Genomic DNA, 15,109 nt, shown 5'->3' on the forward strand with positions numbered 1-15,109 from the left:
CGAGGGGGCGCTCAGTGCCCTTCGGGCGGCCGGGCGGGCACTGACATGACGCGCCTCAACCTGCTCCTGCTCATGGCCGTGCTGGCCTCGGCGATCTACCTGGTGCACACGCAGTACCTGTCGCGCCAGCTGTTCACCGAGCTGCATCGCACGCAGAGCGAGGCGCGCCGGCTCGAGCTCGAGCACGACCGGCTGCAGGTCGAGAAGCGTGCGCAGGCGACGCCGCTGCGGGTCGAGAAGCTGGCCAAGGAGCAGCTCAAGATGCGCACCACGACGCCGGCCATCACGCAGTACGTGCGGCAGGACGGCACGGTGATCCCGGCGGTCGTTGCACCGGAACCTGCGCCGGCCGCATCGCCGCCGCGCGCGGCTGCCCGCAGGAGCGCCCAATGAGCCGGCGCAGCGTGCAATACACGACCAGCCCGCTGCTTGCGAGCAAGACCCCGGTCTGGCGCAGCAAGTTCATCGTGGCCGGCATCGCCCTCGGCTTTCTGGTGCTGGCTGGCCGCGCGGCCTACGTTCAGGTGATCGGCAACGACTTCTTCCGGCGCCAGGGCGAGGTGCGCTTCACGCGTACGCTGGAGCTGCCGGCCAACCGCGGCCGCATTCTCGATCGCAACGGGCTGTTGCTCGCCTCCAGCGTGGTGGCGCCCAGCATCTGGGCGATTCCCGAAGACGTCGAGCGCGACGACCCCGAAGTCAAGGCCAAGCTCAGGCAGGTTGCGAAGCTGCTCGAGATGACGCAGAAGGACTTCGACAAGAAGCTGGAGGACGAGGACAAGACCTTCGTCTGGATCAAGCGCCAGGTCGACGAGCCCATCGCCAAGCGCATCGCCGAGCTCGACATCAAGGGCATCTACCAGCGCAAGGAATACAAGCGCCAGTACCCCGAGGGCGAGGCTGCCGCGCACGTGGTCGGCTTCACCAACGTCGAGGACAACGGACAGGAAGGCATCGAGCTGGCGTTCAACAAGGAGCTGGCCGGCAAGGCGGGCGCGCGCCGCGTGATCAAGGACCGGCTCGGCCGCGTGGTCGAGGGCGTGGGCGAGCAGATCCCGCCGGTCGACGGCCGCGACATCCAGCTCAGCGTCGACAGCAAGGTGCAGTTCTTCGCCTACCAGAAGCTGCGCGACGCGGTGACGGCCAACAAGGCAAAGGCCGGCAGCGTGGTGGTGCTCGACGCCATCACCGGCGAAGTGCTGGCGCTGGCCAACTACCCGAGCTACGTGCCCGACAAGCGGCAGAACCTCACCGGCGAGCAGCTGCGCAATCGCGCGCTCACCGACACCTTCGAGCCCGGCTCGACGATGAAGCCGATCACCGTGGCGATGGCGCTCGAGGCCGGCCGCATCAAGCCGCAGACGCTGATCGAAACCGGGCCCGGGCGCTTCAGCATCGGCGGCTTCACCATCAGCGACACCCACAACTACGGCACGCTCACGGTCGAAGGCGTGATTCAGAAGTCGAGCAACGTCGGCGCGCTCAAGATTGCGCAGAAGATGAGCCCGCACGAGATGTGGGACACCTACACGGCGCTCGGCTACGGCCAGAAGCCGCAGTTGCAGTTTCCTGGCGCGGTGACGGGGCGGCTGCGTCCGTGGAAGAGCTGGAAGCCGGTCGAGCAGGCCACCATGTCCTACGGCTACGGGCTGTCGGCTTCGCTGTTCCAGATGGCGCATTCGTACACCTCATTCGCGCACGACGGACAGCTCATCCCGGCGACGATCCTCAAGAGCCCCGATCCGGCAGTTGGCGTGAAGGTGTTCTCGCCGCAGAACGCGCTCGCGGTGCGCAAGATGCTGCAGATGGCGGCCGGCCCCGGCGGCACCGGCCAGCGCGCGCAGACCATCGGCTACTCGGTGGGCGGCAAGTCCGGCACCGCGCACAAGCAGGTCGGCAAGGGCTATGCAAGCAACAAGTACCGCTCGTGGTTCACCGGTATGGCGCCGATCGAGAAGCCGCGCATCATCGTGGCGGTGATGATCGACGAGCCGAGCGCCGGCCAGTATTTCGGCGGCCTGGTGGCGGCGCCGGTGTTCAGCGAGGTGGTGCAGCAGACGCTGCGCATGATGAACGTCCCGCCCGACATGGCAGTCAAACCACTGGTCGTGACCAACGGCGTGGAAGAGAGCTTCTGATGCTGACGCTCCACACCCCCCTCGAAGCAGCGGGCTGGCTCAAGGCCCGCGTGCGCGGCGTGCTGCATGCCGACAGCCGGCCGGTGGGCGCGGGCGACGGTTTCGTGGCCTGGCCCGGCGCGGCCACCGACGGCCGGGGCCATGTCGCGGCCGCGCTGGCACAGGGCGCCGCGGCCTGCCTGGTCGAGGCCGACGGCGTCGAGGCCTTCGGCTTCGAGGGCGATGCCATCGCGTGCTACGCCGGCCTCAAGGCAGCGACCGGACCGATCGCTGCGGCCTATTACGACGATCCTTCCAACCGGCTCGATGTGCTCGCAGTCACCGGCACCAACGGCAAGACCTCCACCGCTTGGTGGCTGGCGCAGGCGCTCGCAGGGCGCTCGCCCTGCGCCGTGATGGGAACCCTCGGCATCGGCGTGCCGCCGGACCTGAGCTACACCGGCCTGACCACGCCGGACCCGGTGATGCTGCAACGCGAACTGCGCGGCTATGCGGACCGCGGCTTCGGCGCCTGCGCGATCGAGGCCTCCTCGATCGGCATCGCGGAACGCCGGCTCGACGGCACGCGAATCGCGGTCGCGGTGTTCACCAACTTCACGCAAGACCATCTCGACTACCACCGCAGCATGGATGCCTACTGGCAGGCCAAGGCCGAGCTGTTCCGCTGGCCGGGCCTGCGCTCCGCGGTGGTCAACATCGACGACGTGCACGGCGCCAGCCTGGTCGCGAACCTGGTCGAGCGCGGCGTCGGCGCGCTCGATGTGTGGACCGTGTCGGCCGCCGGCGCGCCGGCCCGCCTGCGGGCCACGGAGATCGGCTACGACGCGCAGGGCCTGCAATTCTCGGTGCTCGAGCAAGGCGTGCCGGCCGAGCACCTCAAGACGCAGCTGATCGGCCAGTACAACGTCGCGAACCTGCTGGGCGTGCTGGGCACGCTGCGCGCGCTCGGCCTGTCGCTGAAGGATGCAGTGGCGGCCTGTAGCAGGCTCGACAGCGTGCCGGGCCGCATGGAGCGCGTCGCAGTCGCCGGCCAGCCGCTGGCGGTGGTCGACTACGCCCACACGCCCGATGCGCTCGACAAGGCGCTCGCCGGCCTGCGTCCGCTGGCGCGCCAGCGCGGCGGGCAGCTCTGGTGCATGTTCGGCTGCGGCGGCGATCGCGACACCGCCAAGCGGCCCATGATGGCCGCGGTGGCCGAGAAGCAGGCCGACCGCCTGGTCGTGACCAGCGACAACCCGCGCAGCGAGAAGCCCAGCGCCATCATCAGCCAGATCCTCCTGGGCCTGGCGCGTCCCGAGGCGGCGCAGGTCGAACCCGACCGCGCGAAGGCGATCCGCGAGACGCTGGCCCAGGCCGCGCCCGAGGACGTGGTGCTCTTGGCCGGCCGCGGCCACGAAGCCTGGCAGGAGATCGCAGGCGAGCGCATCGCGTTTTCCGATCGAACGCATGCGATCGAGGCCTTGACGTTGAGGAGTGGCGCATGAGCGAGTCTCATCGGCCGGGAGCACCCATGATGACCCTGGGCCAGGCGCTGGCCTGGATTCCGGGCGCGCGCCTGGTCGGCGATCCCGCCACGCCCATCTCGCGCGTGCACACCGACACGCGCACGCTCGCGGCCGGCGATCTGTTCGTGGCCCTGAAAGGCGAACGCTTCGATGCCAACGACTTCTTGACCGATGCGCGCGCGCGCGGCGCTGTCGCCGCGATCGCGCACCGCGGGCTCGCAGCCGCGGGGCTTCCAGGGCTCGAAGTGCCCGACACGCTGGCCGCGCTGGGCACCCTGGCTGCGGGCTGGCGCGCGCAGTTCGAGCTGCCGCTGGTCGCCGTCACAGGCAGCAACGGCAAGACCACCGTCACGCAGATGATCGCGTCGATCATGCGCGCCACCGGCGAAGGGCGCGCGCTCGCTACCGCCGGCAACTACAACAACGAGATCGGCGTGCCGCTGACGCTGCTGCGCCTGCGCGAACGGCACCAGCTCGCGGTGGTCGAGCTGGGCATGAACCACCCGGGCGAGATCGCTCGGCTGGCCGCGATCGCGCGCCCCACCATCGCGCTGGTCAACAACGCACAGCGCGAGCACCTGGAATTCATGTCCAGCGTCGACGCGGTGGCGCACGAGAACGGCGCCGCGATCAGCGCGCTGCCGGACAGCGGTACCGCCGTGTTCCCCTATGGCGACGCCTTCACTGCGCTGTGGAACGAAATGGCGCACGAGGGCGCATCGCGCCGCTGCCTGACCTTCGGCGAGCGCCCCGATGCGGACATCGCGCTGGCCGACGCGCAATGGCAGGGCGGGGCCTGGCGCTTCGAGGCGCGCACGCCGCTCGGCGACATCAAGTCCACGCTGCGGATCGCCGGCCGGCACAACGTGGTCAATGCGCTCGCGGCCGTGGCCTGCTCGCTCGCCAGCGGCGTGTCGCTCGAGAAGATCGCCGAGGGGCTGGCCGCGTTCGAGCCGGTCAAGGGGCGCTCGAAGGCCGCCGAACTGCGCTTCGCGGGCCGGCACGCGCTCACGCTGGTCGACGACAGCTACAACGCCAACCCCGACTCGGTGCGCGCCGCGATCGATGTGCTCGGCGGCCTGCCGGGCCCGCGCCTGCTGGTGCTGGGCGACATGGGCGAGGTGGGCGACCAGGGACCGGAGTTCCACGCCGAGGTCGGTGCCTGGGCGAGCCGGCGCGGCATCGAGACCCTTTTTGCGCTCGGCCGCGAATCGGCGCACGGCGTCGCGGCCTTCAAGGCGGCCGGCGGCGCCGAGGCCCGGCATTTCGAGGACATCGCGGCACTCAACACGGCGGTGCTCGCGCAGTTGCCGCACACGGCCAGCATGCTGGTCAAAGGCTCGCGCTTCATGCAGATGGAGCGCGTGGTGCAGGCCGTCTCGGCGGCTGCCGAAGAACAACAAGACAAGGAGGGCAGCCAATGAACGCGGCCTGCGCATCATGCTAGTGAGCCTCGCCCTGTGGCTGCAGACGCTCTCGCCGGAGTTCGGCTTCCTGCGCGTCTTCCAGTACCTGACCTTCCGCGCGCTGATGGCGGCACTGACTGCGCTGCTGGTCGGCCTCCTGGCCGGGCCCTACGTGATCCGCCGCCTTGCCGCGCTCAAGATCGGCCAGCCGGTGCGCGGCTACGGCATGGAGACGCACCTGAGCAAGAGCGGCACGCCCACCATGGGCGGCGTGCTGGTGCTGTTCTCGATCGCCTTCGCGACGCTGATGTGGTTCGATCTGTCGAACCGCTTCGTCTGGATCGTGCTGTGGGTCACGCTGGGCTTCGGCGCCATCGGCTGGGTCGACGATTGGCGCAAGGTGGTGCGCAAGGACCCGGAAGGCATGCGCTCGCGCGAGAAGTACTTCTGGCAATCCGTGGTCGGGCTGGTGGCGGGCGTCTACCTGCTGTTCAGCATCTCCGAAAGCTCGAACTGGCGCGTGCTCGAGCTGTTTTACAGTTGGGTCGGTTCGGGCTTCGACCTCGACTTCCCGCCCAAGATCAACCTGCTGGTGCCCTTCTTCAAGGAAGTGAGCTATCCGCTCGGCGGCATCGGCTTCGTGATCCTGACCTACCTGGTGATCGTCGGCGCCAGCAACGCGGTGAACCTGACCGACGGCCTCGACGGCCTGGCGATCATGCCGGTGGTGATGGTCGGCTCCGCCCTGGGCGTGTTCGCCTACGTGACCGGCAGCGCCGTCTATTCCAAGTACCTGCTGTTCCCGCACATTCCGGGCTCGGGTGAACTGCTGGTGTTCTGCTCGGCCATGGCCGGCGCGGGGCTCGCCTTCCTCTGGTTCAACACCCACCCGGCGCAGGTCTTCATGGGCGACGTGGGCGCGCTCGCGCTGGGCGGCGCGCTCGGCACCATCGCGGTCATCGTGCGCCAGGAGATCGTGTTCTTCGTCATGGGCGGCATCTTCGTGGTCGAGGCGATCTCGGTGATGGCGCAGGTGACCTACTTCAAGTACACCAAGAAGCGCTTCGGCGAAGGCCGCCGCGTGCTCAAGATGGCGCCCTTGCACCACCACTTCGAGAAGAGCGGCTGGCGCGAGACGCAGGTCGTGGTGCGTTTCTGGATCATCACCATGCTGTTGTGCCTGGTGGGCCTTTCCACCTTGAAGCTGCGGTAGGACACATGCGGCATCTTCAAGACCAACACGTTCTGATCCTGGGCCTCGGCGCCTCGGGCCTGGCGATGGCGCGCTGGTGCGCGCGCCACGGCGCCACGCTGACCGTGGCCGACACGCGCGAGGCGCCGCCGCGGCTCGAGGCGCTGCGCGCGGAGCTGCCCGAAGCGGTCTTCGTCGGCGGGCCGTTCTCGGCCGCACTGGTCGAAGGCACCTCGGTGCGTGCGGTCTATCGCTCGCCCGGACTGTCGCCGGCTTCGATCGCGGTGGTGGTCGATGCGGCGCGTGCCATGGGCCTGCCGGTGGGTGGCGAGCTCGATCTGTTCGCACGTGCGCTGGCGGACCTGCGCACGGTCGAGACCGCTGAAGAAGTCGTCGACGTGCCGGTCGAGGCGGCGGCGCCGCGGCAGGATGTCCAGCCCGTCGAGGAAGCCCCGCCTGCTCCCGTCGAGGAGGAGGACGACGACGACGCCGAAGCGCCGACCCCGATCCTCGTGCCCGTTCCGCCGGCGCCCAAGGGCTACACCCCGGCCCTGCTGGCCGTGACCGGCACCAACGGCAAGACCACGGTCACCGCGCTCGCGGGCCAGCTGGTGGAGCGCGCCGGCAAGACGGTCGCGGTGGCCGGCAACATCGGCCCCACCTTGCTCGACACGCTGGCCGCGCACATCGATGCCGGCACGCTGCCCGAGGTGTGGGTGCTCGAGCTCTCGAGCTTCCAGCTCGACGGCGTGCAGGGCTTCGAGCCGACCGCGGCCGCGGTGCTCAACGTGTCGCAGGACCACCTCGACTGGCACGGCGACATGGCTTCTTACGCCGCGGCCAAGGCGCGCATCTTCGGCGCCAACGGCACGATGGTGCTCAACCGCGAGGACGACGCCGTGATGGCGATGAGCGGCGCCGGGCCGTCCCAAGCCGCGAAGGCCCCCTCGGGGGGCAGCGACGATGCGCCAGCGCGGAGCGTGGGGGCACGTCGCCCGGCGCCGGTCAAGCTGGCGAAGGGCCAGGCGCCGCGCAGCATCGTCACCTTCGGCGCCGGCATGCCGCTGCGTCCCGGAGACTACGGGCTCGAGCTGCTGAATGGCATGGCCTGGCTGGTGCGCGCGCTGGAAGCCGACGAGACGCAGAAGCGCAAGCGCGGCGCCGCGGCCGAAGAGGAAGAGATCCACATCCAGCGCCTGATGCCGGCCAACGCGCTGCGCATCCGAGGCCGGCACAACGCCCTCAACGCGCTGGCGGCGCTCGCGCTCGCCACCGCGGCGGGTTGCCAGCTCGCGCCCATGCTCTACGGCCTGCGCGAATACCGCGGCGAGCCGCACCGGGTCGAGCCGGTCGCGATCGTCGATGAGGTCGAGTACTTCGACGACAGCAAGGGCACCAACGTGGGCGCGACGGTCGCAGCCCTGATCGGGCTGGGCGAAGAGCGCCGTCTGGTCGTGATCCTCGGCGGCGAGGGCAAGGGCCAGGACTTCACGCCGCTGGCGGCGCCGGTGCGCCAGTACGCGCGCGCCGTGGTGCTGATCGGCCGCGACGCGCCGCTGATCGAGGCCGCGCTGGCATCGACCGGCGTGCCGCTGCTCGCGGCCGCCTCGCTGCCCGAGGCCGTGAAGCTGGCCGCCGGCCGCGCGCATCCCGGCGATGCGGTGCTGCTGTCGCCGGCCTGCGCGAGCTTCGACATGTTCAAGGACTACGCGCACCGCGCGGCGGTGTTCTGCGACGCGGTGCAGGAACTCGCCGAGTCGCCGCGCGGCACGGATGGCGGGGAGCCGGTATGAGCACGTCCGCTGCAGCCACGCCCAACAAGACCAGCCGCTTCGCCGGCTGGTTCGGCCGCGCCAGGAGCGGCATCGACGCGCTGCCCATGCACCTGCCGGTGCGCCTCGGCAATGCCGGCATGACCCAGACCAAGGCGGCGCCGGTGCGCGTGCTGGGCTTCGACCAGGCGCTGGTCTGGGTCACGGTCGCCTTGCTGGCCTGGGGCCTCGTGATGGTCTATTCGGCCTCCATTGCGTTGCCGGACAACCCGCGCTTCGCGCGCCAGGGTTACGGCCCCGCCTTCTTCCTCACGCGCCACGCGGCCTCGGTGGCGATTGCCTTCATCGCCGCGCTGCTGGCCTTCCAGATCCCGATGGCGACCTGGGAGCGCGCGGCGCCCTGGCTCTTCGTGGCCTCGCTGCTGCTGCTCGTCGCGGTGCTGATTCCGCACATCGGCATCAGCGTCAACGGCGCGCGCCGCTGGCTGCCGATGGGCTTCATGCGCTTCCAGCCTTCGGAACTGGCCAAGCTCGCGATGATCCTCTACGCCGCCAGCTACATGGTGCGCAAGATGGAGATCAAGGAACGCTTCTTCCGCGCCGTGCTGCCGATGGGCATCGCGGTGGTGGTGGTCGGCATGCTGGTAATGGCGGAGCCCGACATGGGCGCCTTCATGGTGATCGCGGTGATCGCGATGGGCATCCTGTTCCTCGGCGGCGTCAATGCGCGCATGTTCTTCGTGATCGCCGCGCTGGTGGTCGTCGCCTTCGGCGCCATCGTGGCCACCAGCCCGTGGCGGCGCGAGCGCATCTTCGCCTATCTCGATCCGTGGAGCGAAGAGCACGCGCTGGGCAAGGGCTACCAGCTGTCGCACTCGCTGATCGCGATCGGCCGCGGCGAGATCTTCGGCGTCGGCCTGGGCGGCAGCGTCGAGAAGCTGCACTGGCTGCCCGAGGCGCACACCGACTTCCTGCTCGCGGTGATCGGCGAGGAGTTCGGCCTGGTCGGCGTGCTGCTGGCGATCGGGCTCTTCCTCTGGCTCACGCGCCGCATCATGCACATCGGCCGCCAGGCGATCGCGCTCGACCGCGTGTTCTCCGGCCTGGTGGCGCAGGGCGTCGGCATCTGGATCGGCTTCCAGGCCTTCATCAACATGGGCGTGAACCTGGGCGCGCTGCCGACCAAGGGACTGACCTTGCCGCTGATGAGCTTCGGCGGCTCGGCCATCCTGATGAACGTGGTGGCGCTCGCGATCGTGCTGCGCATCGACTACGAGAACCGTGTGCTGATGCGGGGAGGGCGGGTATGAGCCGCACCGCATTGGTCATGGCCGGCGGCACGGGCGGTCATATCTTCCCCGGCCTGGCCGTGGCCGAGGCCCTCCGCGAGCGCGGCTGGCGCGTGCACTGGCTGGGCGCGCCCGGCAGCATGGAAGAGAAGCTGGTGCCGCCGCGCGGCTTCGCTTTCGAGCCGGTGCAGTTCGGCGGCGTGCGCGGCAAGGGCCCGATCACGCTGTTCCTGCTGCCGCTGCGCCTCCTGCGCGCCTTCCTGCAAAGCATCGCCGTCGTTCGCCGCGTCAAGCCCGATGTGGTCGTCGGCCTCGGCGGCTACATCACCTTTCCCGGCGGCATGATGAGCGTGCTGCTCAACAAGCCGCTGGTGCTGCACGAACAGAACTCGGTCGCCGGGCTGGCCAACAAGGTGCTTGCCAGCGTCGCGGATCGCGTCTTCACCGCTTTCCCGAACGTGATGAAGAAGGCCCAGTGGATCGGCAACCCGCTGCGCGCGGCGTTCACCTCGCAGCCGGATCCGGCCGTGCGTTTCAACGGCCGCAGCGGTCCGCTCAAGCTGCTGGTCGTGGGCGGCAGCCTGGGCGCGAAGGCGCTCAACGCCGTGGTGCCGAAGGCGCTCGCGCGCATCGCACCCGAGCAGCGTCCGACGGTCACGCACCAGAGCGGCGCCAAGCAGATCGACGAGCTGCGCGCCAACTATGCGGCGGCCGGCGTCGAAGGCGAGCTCACGCCGTTCATCGAAGACACCGCCAGCGCCTATGCCGATGCCGACCTCATCGTCGCGCGCGCCGGTGCGAGCACCGTCACCGAAATCGCGGCCGTCGGCGCGGCTGCGCTGTTCGTGCCTTTTCCATCCGCCGTGGACGACCATCAGACCACCAATGCCCGCTTCCTGGTCGACGCGGGCGGCGGCTGGCTCGTTCAACAAACCGAACTGACTCCCGAATTGCTGGCCGATTTGCTACAGAAAACCGGGCGCTCTGCGCTCATGGAACGCGCCGTGAAGGCCAAAGCGATGCAGAAGACCGAAGCCGTCGACCTGGTTGTCCGCGCCTGCGAGGAGCTTGCCAAATGAGGCCCACCCCCGTTGCTTGCTCACTTCGTGTAGCCGCCTCCCCCCTCGAGGGGGCGACACCAGCGGCCCGGCAGAGCCGGTTCCGCGGTGTCTCCCGAACGGGCTTCGCTCTGCTCGCCGAAGGCATCAAATCGTTGGCGAAGGAGGGCTGCGCATGAAGCACGCAATCCGTCATATCCACTTCGTCGGCATCGGCGGCTCGGGCATGAGCGGCATCGCCGAGGTGCTGTTCAACCTGGGCTACAGCATCACCGGCTCCGACCTGGCCGACAGCGCGACGCTCAAGCGGCTCGCCGGGCTGGGCATCGCCACCTTCGTGGGCCACGACGCGGCGAACATCGGAGGCGCCGACGCGGTCGTGACTTCCACCGCCGTGCATGCCGACAACCCCGAGGTCGTCGCCGCGCGCGAGAAACGCATCCCGGTCGTGCCGCGCGCGCTGATGCTGGCCGAGCTGATGCGGCTCAAGCAGGGCATCGCGATCGCCGGCACGCACGGCAAGACCACGACGACCAGCCTGGTCGCGAGCGTTCTCGCGGCGGCCGGGCTCGATCCCACCTTCGTCATCGGCGGCCGGCTCAACAGCGCGGGCGCCAATGCGCAGCTCGGCAGCGGCGACTACATCGTGGTCGAGGCCGACGAGTCGGACGCCTCCTTCCTGAACCTGCTGCCGGTGATGGCGGTGGTCACGAACATCGATGCCGACCACATGGAGACATACGGGCACGATTTCGCGAGGCTCAAGAAGGCTTTCGTCGATTTCCTGCACCGCATGCCTTTCTACGGCACGGCGATCCTCTGCACCGACGATCCCGCAGTGCGCGAGATCGTGACTGAGGTGTCCTGCCCGGTCACCAGCTACGGCTTCGGCGAGGACGCCCAGGTGCGCGCGGTCAACGTGCGAGCGGTCGGCGCGCAGATGCACTTCACCGCGCAGCGGCGCAACGGCGTCACGCTGCCGGACCTGGACATCGTGCTGAACCTGCCCGGCGAGCACAACGTGCGCAATGCGCTCGCGGTGATCGCGGTCGCGGTCGAGCTCAACGTGCCCGACGAGGCGGTGAAGCGAGGCCTGGCCGACTTCAAGGGCGTGGGCCGGCGCTTCCAGCGCTATGGCGATGTCAAGCTGCCGCGCGCGCACGGGCCCGGCAGCTTCACGCTGATCGACGACTACGGCCACCATCCGGTAGAGATGGCGGCCACCATCGCGGCCGCTCGCGGCGCCTTCCCGGGGCGGCGCCTGGTGCTGGCTTTCCAGCCGCACCGCTTCACCCGCACGCGCGATTGCTTCGAGGATTTCATCAAGGTCATCGGTGCGGCCGACGCGGTGCTGCTGAGCGAGGTCTATGCGGCCGGCGAAGCGCCGATCGTGGCCGCCGACGGCCGCTCGCTGACACGCGCCCTGCGCGTGGCTGGCAAGGTGGAGCCGGTGTTCGTCGACGAGATCGCAGCGATGCCGCAGGCGATCCTCGACAACGCGCACGAGGGCGACGTGGTGATCTGCATGGGTGCGGGCTCGATCGGCGCCGTGCCCGCCAAGGTGGTCGAGCTCGGCGGCGCGGCCTCTTCCAAGAAATCGGAGCGCTTCACGCGCGAAGGGAGGGCACTGTGAACCCGCAAGACTTCGGCAAGGTGGCCGTGCTCTATGGTGGCACGTCGGCCGAACGTGAAATTTCCATCATGTCGGGCACCGGTGTGCTCGAGGCGCTGCGCTCGCGCGGCGTCGACGCCCATGCCTTCGACCCGGCCGAGCGCGAGCTGGTCGAGCTCAAGCACGAAGGCTTCGCGCGCTGCTTCGTCGTCCTGCATGGCCGACATGGCGAGGACGGCACGGTGCAGGGCGCGCTGGAACTGCTGGGCATTCCCTACACCGGCTCCGGCGTCATGGCCTCGAGCGTGGCGATGGACAAGGTCATGACCAAACGCATCTGGCAGGCCGACGGTCTGCCGACGCCGCGCTACGTGCGTCTTGCCTTCGACCAGCAGAGCCGCGAGCAGGTGATGGCCGTGCCCGACGTGCTGGGCCTGCCGCTGATCGTGAAGCCGCCGCGCGAGGGCTCCTCGATCGGCGTGACCAAGGTCGAGGGTTACTCGCAGATGCAGGACGCGGTGACGCTGGCGGTCGGCTACGACACCGACGTGCTCTGCGAGGAGTTCATCGAAGGCGAGGAAGTCACCTGCGCCGTGCTCGGCGGCGGCCTTGGCGCCGAGGCGCTGCCGGTGGTGCGCATCGCCGCGCCCGAGGGCGCCTACGACTACCAGAACAAGTACTTCACCGACGACGTGAAGTACCACTGCCCGAGCGGCCTGCCCGACGCGGAAGAGCAGGAGATCCGGCGCATCACGCTGGCGGCCTACCACCAGCTCGGCTGCCGCGGCTGGGGCCGCGCCGACCTGATGATCCGCGCCAGCGACCGCAAGCCCTTCCTGCTCGAGATGAACACCTCGCCCGGCATGACCACCCATTCGCTGGTGCCCATGTCGGCACGCGCGGCCGGCATCTCCTACGAAGACCTGTGCCTGCGCGTGCTGGCATCGGCCACCCTCGACTCGAAAGCGGAGATGTGATGAGCACTGCACGGCCGCCCGAAAGTGCTCGCCCCCTCGCTTGCGAGGGGGGTGGCGGAGCCGCGCTGCGGCGCAGCCTGGGGGAGATCTGAATGGCCTCCAGCATTCCCGTGCCCTTCGACGTCAAGCTCATGAACGTGACCGCGACCCTGGTGTACGCGTTGTTCGCGCTCGTGCTGCTGGCGGCGGGCGCATGGTGGGTGCTGCGCCAACCCTTCTTCCCGCTGGCCGGCATCAAGGTCGACGGCGAGGTCACGCACAACAACGCGGTCACGCTGCGCGCCAACGTGGCGCCGCAGCTGGCCGGCAATTTCTTCACGGTCGACCTGGCGCGGGCTCGCGCCGCCTTCGAGACCGTGCCCTGGGTGCGCAAGGCGGTGGTGCGGCGCGAGTTCCCGAACAAGCTGCGCGCCACGCTCACGGAGCATGTGCCGGTGGCGCATTGGGGCGACGAGGCGCAATCGCGCCTCATCAATGGCTTCGGCGAAGTGTTCGAGGCCAACGTGGCCGAGGTCGACGACAGCCTGCCGCGGTTGGACGGCCCGACCCAGCAGGCCGGCCAGGTGCTGGGCATGTACCGCGTGCTGCAGCCGCTGTTTGCGCCCTACGAGCTGTCGCTCGAGGCGCTGACGCTGTCGAGACGCGGCAGCTGGCGGGCGGTGCTGGACACCGGCGCCGCGATCGAGCTCGGCCGCGGGCAGAGCGAGGAAGTGGCGGCGCGCACTCAGCGCTTTCTGGTTACGGTGGCGCCGGTCGCACGGCAGTACGGGCGCACCCTCGCTTCGGTCGAAGGTGCCGACCTGCGGCACAACGAGGGCTACGCGCTGCGCTTGCGTGGTGTCACCACGGTCGTCACCGACCCCAAGAAGAAATAGGAACTGAGGAAACTTCATGTCCAAGGAATACAAAGACCTGGTCGTCGGACTCGACATCGGCACCGCCAAGGTGATGGCGGTGGTGGCCGAGGTGCTGTCCAACGGCGAGCTCAAGCTGGCCGGGCTCGGCATCGCGCCGAGCAACGGGCTCAAGCGCGGCGTGGTGGTGAACATCGACGCCACCGTGCAAAGCATCCAGCAGGCGCTCAAGGAAGCCGAGCTGATGGCCGACTGCAAGATCAGCCGCGTCTACACCGGCATCACCGGCAGCCACATCCGCGGCATCAACTCGAGCGGCATGGTCGCGGTCAAGGACAAGGAAGTCACGCAGGCAGACGTGGCCCGCGTGGTAGAGACAGCGCGCGCGATCAACATCTCGAGCGACCAGCGCCTGCTCCTGGTGGAGCCGCAGGAGTTCGTGATCGACGGCCAGGACGTGAAGGAGCCGATCGGCATGAGCGGCATGCGCCTCGAAGCCAAGGTGCACATCGTCACCGGCGCCCAGAGCGCGGCCGAGAACATCATCAAGTGCGTGCGCCGCTGCGGACTGGAGGTCGACCAGCTGATGCTGAATCCGCTGGCCTCCAGCCAGGCGGTGCTGACCGAGGACGAGCGCGAGCTCGGCGTGGTGCTGGTCGATATCGGCGCCGGCACCACCGACGTCGCGATCTTCACCAACGGCGCGATCCGCCATACGGCGGTGATCCCGATCGCCGGCGACCTGATCACGAGCGACATCGCGATGGCGCTGCGCACGCCGACCAAGGACGCCGAGGACATCAAGGTCGAGAACGGCTACGCCAAGCAGCTGCTGGCCGATCCGGACACGCAGGTCGAGGTGCCCGGCCTCGGCGATCGCGGGCCGCGCATGCTGAGCAAGCAGGCGCTGGCCGGCGTGATCGAGCCGCGGGTGGAAGAGATCTTCTCGCTGGTACAGCAGGTGGTGCGCGAATCGGGCTACGAAGAGGTGCTCTCCTCGGGCGTGGTGCTGACCGGCGGCAGCGCCGTGATGCCCGGCATGGTCGAGCTCGGCGAAGACATCTTCCTGAAGCCGGTGCGGCGCGGCATCCCGAAGTATTCGAGTGCGCTGTCCGACATGGTCGCGCAGCCGCGCGCAGCGACCGTCATGGGCCTGCTCGAAGAGGCGCGCTATGCGCGGCTGCGCGGCTTCAAGGTGGCGCAGAAGAACGGCTCCGTCAAGACGGCCTTCGGACGCTTCAAGGACTTCATCGTGGGGAACTTCTGATCATGAACGCCACACCACTCTGGCTTGCGCGCGGAAGTC

12 protein-coding genes are annotated in these 15,109 nt (G+C 69.2%); all 12 read left to right on the top strand.

Translation table 11 applies throughout. The features are described 5' to 3' along the window. Window positions 1-45: 45 nt before the first annotated feature. The 12 genes from ftsL (at window position 46) to ftsA (ending at window position 15,070) form a co-directional block, all read left to right on the top strand. The gene (gene ftsL, locus EJI01_RS11260; RefSeq protein ID WP_126837190.1) at window positions 46-393 is read left to right on the top strand and encodes a cell division protein FtsL; all 348 of its coding nucleotides are present in this window, start codon (window positions 46-48) and stop codon (window positions 391-393) included. Continuing rightward, complete coding sequence (locus EJI01_RS11265; protein WP_126837191.1) at window positions 390-2,138, top strand: peptidoglycan D,D-transpeptidase FtsI family protein; 1,749 nt, start codon at window positions 390-392, stop codon at window positions 2,136-2,138. The genes ftsL and EJI01_RS11265 overlap by 4 nt, the downstream gene beginning before the upstream one ends. After that, window positions 2,138-3,622: a UDP-N-acetylmuramoyl-L-alanyl-D-glutamate--2,6-diaminopimelate ligase gene (locus EJI01_RS11270; RefSeq protein WP_126837192.1), complete on the top strand. Its 1,485-nt coding sequence runs from the start codon at window positions 2,138-2,140 to the stop codon at window positions 3,620-3,622. Before EJI01_RS11265 ends, EJI01_RS11270 begins: the two co-directional genes overlap by 1 nt. Further along, window positions 3,619-5,067, top strand: coding sequence for a UDP-N-acetylmuramoyl-tripeptide--D-alanyl-D-alanine ligase (gene murF / locus EJI01_RS11275; protein ID WP_126837193.1), 1,449 nt, complete (start codon window positions 3,619-3,621; stop codon window positions 5,065-5,067). The genes EJI01_RS11270 and murF overlap by 4 nt, the downstream gene beginning before the upstream one ends. A gap of 16 nt (window positions 5,068-5,083) precedes the next feature. Beyond that, on the top strand, window positions 5,084-6,262 hold the full coding sequence (gene mraY, locus EJI01_RS11280; RefSeq protein ID WP_126837194.1) for a phospho-N-acetylmuramoyl-pentapeptide-transferase: 1,179 nt from the start codon (window positions 5,084-5,086) through the stop codon (window positions 6,260-6,262). A gap of 5 nt (window positions 6,263-6,267) precedes the next feature. Beyond that, on the top strand, window positions 6,268-8,034 hold the full coding sequence (gene murD, locus EJI01_RS11285) for a Mur ligase family protein (RefSeq protein ID WP_126837195.1): 1,767 nt from the start codon (window positions 6,268-6,270) through the stop codon (window positions 8,032-8,034). Beyond that, entirely contained in the window at window positions 8,031-9,323 is a 1,293-nt protein-coding gene (gene ftsW, locus EJI01_RS11290) for a putative lipid II flippase FtsW (RefSeq protein WP_126837196.1), read from the top strand. Before murD ends, ftsW begins: the two co-directional genes overlap by 4 nt. After that, window positions 9,320-10,381, top strand: a complete 1,062-nt coding sequence (gene murG / locus EJI01_RS11295) for an undecaprenyldiphospho-muramoylpentapeptide beta-N-acetylglucosaminyltransferase (RefSeq protein ID WP_126837197.1) — start codon at window positions 9,320-9,322, stop codon at window positions 10,379-10,381. Before ftsW ends, murG begins: the two co-directional genes overlap by 4 nt. Before the next feature lie 154 nt (window positions 10,382-10,535). Continuing rightward, window positions 10,536-11,993: a UDP-N-acetylmuramate--L-alanine ligase gene (gene murC / locus EJI01_RS11300; protein ID WP_126837198.1), complete on the top strand. Its 1,458-nt coding sequence runs from the start codon at window positions 10,536-10,538 to the stop codon at window positions 11,991-11,993. Next, the gene (locus tag EJI01_RS11305; RefSeq protein WP_126837199.1) at window positions 11,990-12,949 is read left to right on the top strand and encodes a D-alanine--D-alanine ligase; all 960 of its coding nucleotides are present in this window, start codon (window positions 11,990-11,992) and stop codon (window positions 12,947-12,949) included. The genes murC and EJI01_RS11305 overlap by 4 nt, the downstream gene beginning before the upstream one ends. A gap of 92 nt (window positions 12,950-13,041) precedes the next feature. Continuing rightward, window positions 13,042-13,824: a cell division protein FtsQ/DivIB gene (locus tag EJI01_RS11310; RefSeq protein ID WP_126837200.1), complete on the top strand. Its 783-nt coding sequence runs from the start codon at window positions 13,042-13,044 to the stop codon at window positions 13,822-13,824. A 16-nt stretch (window positions 13,825-13,840) separates the two neighbouring features. After that, on the top strand, window positions 13,841-15,070 hold the full coding sequence (gene ftsA / locus EJI01_RS11315; protein ID WP_126837201.1) for a cell division protein FtsA: 1,230 nt from the start codon (window positions 13,841-13,843) through the stop codon (window positions 15,068-15,070). The last annotated feature ends 39 nt before the right edge of the window (window positions 15,071-15,109 follow it).

The sequence above is a fragment of the Variovorax sp. MHTC-1 genome, assembly GCF_003984645.1.
In the GTDB taxonomy this organism is placed as follows: domain Bacteria; phylum Pseudomonadota; class Gammaproteobacteria; order Burkholderiales; family Burkholderiaceae_C; genus Variovorax.

Excerpts from the sequence above, each read along its gene's own strand:
- ftsL (WP_126837190.1), top strand. The coding sequence starts at position 46 with ATGACGCGCCTCAACCTGCTCCTGCTCATGGCCGTGCTGGCCTCGGCG.
- murC (WP_126837198.1), top strand. The coding sequence starts at position 10,536 with ATGAAGCACGCAATCCGTCATATCCACTTCGTCGGCATCGGCGGCTCG.
- mraY (WP_126837194.1), top strand. The coding sequence starts at position 5,084 with ATGCTAGTGAGCCTCGCCCTGTGGCTGCAGACGCTCTCGCCGGAGTTC.
- murD (WP_126837195.1), top strand. The coding sequence starts at position 6,268 with ATGCGGCATCTTCAAGACCAACACGTTCTGATCCTGGGCCTCGGCGCC.
- ftsW (WP_126837196.1), top strand. The coding sequence starts at position 8,031 with ATGAGCACGTCCGCTGCAGCCACGCCCAACAAGACCAGCCGCTTCGCC.
- murG (WP_126837197.1), top strand. The coding sequence starts at position 9,320 with ATGAGCCGCACCGCATTGGTCATGGCCGGCGGCACGGGCGGTCATATC.
- EJI01_RS11265 (WP_126837191.1), top strand. The coding sequence starts at position 390 with ATGAGCCGGCGCAGCGTGCAATACACGACCAGCCCGCTGCTTGCGAGC.
- EJI01_RS11310 (WP_126837200.1), top strand. The coding sequence starts at position 13,042 with ATGGCCTCCAGCATTCCCGTGCCCTTCGACGTCAAGCTCATGAACGTG.
- murF (WP_126837193.1), top strand. The coding sequence starts at position 3,619 with ATGAGCGAGTCTCATCGGCCGGGAGCACCCATGATGACCCTGGGCCAG.
- EJI01_RS11270 (WP_126837192.1), top strand. The coding sequence starts at position 2,138 with ATGCTGACGCTCCACACCCCCCTCGAAGCAGCGGGCTGGCTCAAGGCC.
- ftsA (WP_126837201.1), top strand. The coding sequence starts at position 13,841 with ATGTCCAAGGAATACAAAGACCTGGTCGTCGGACTCGACATCGGCACC.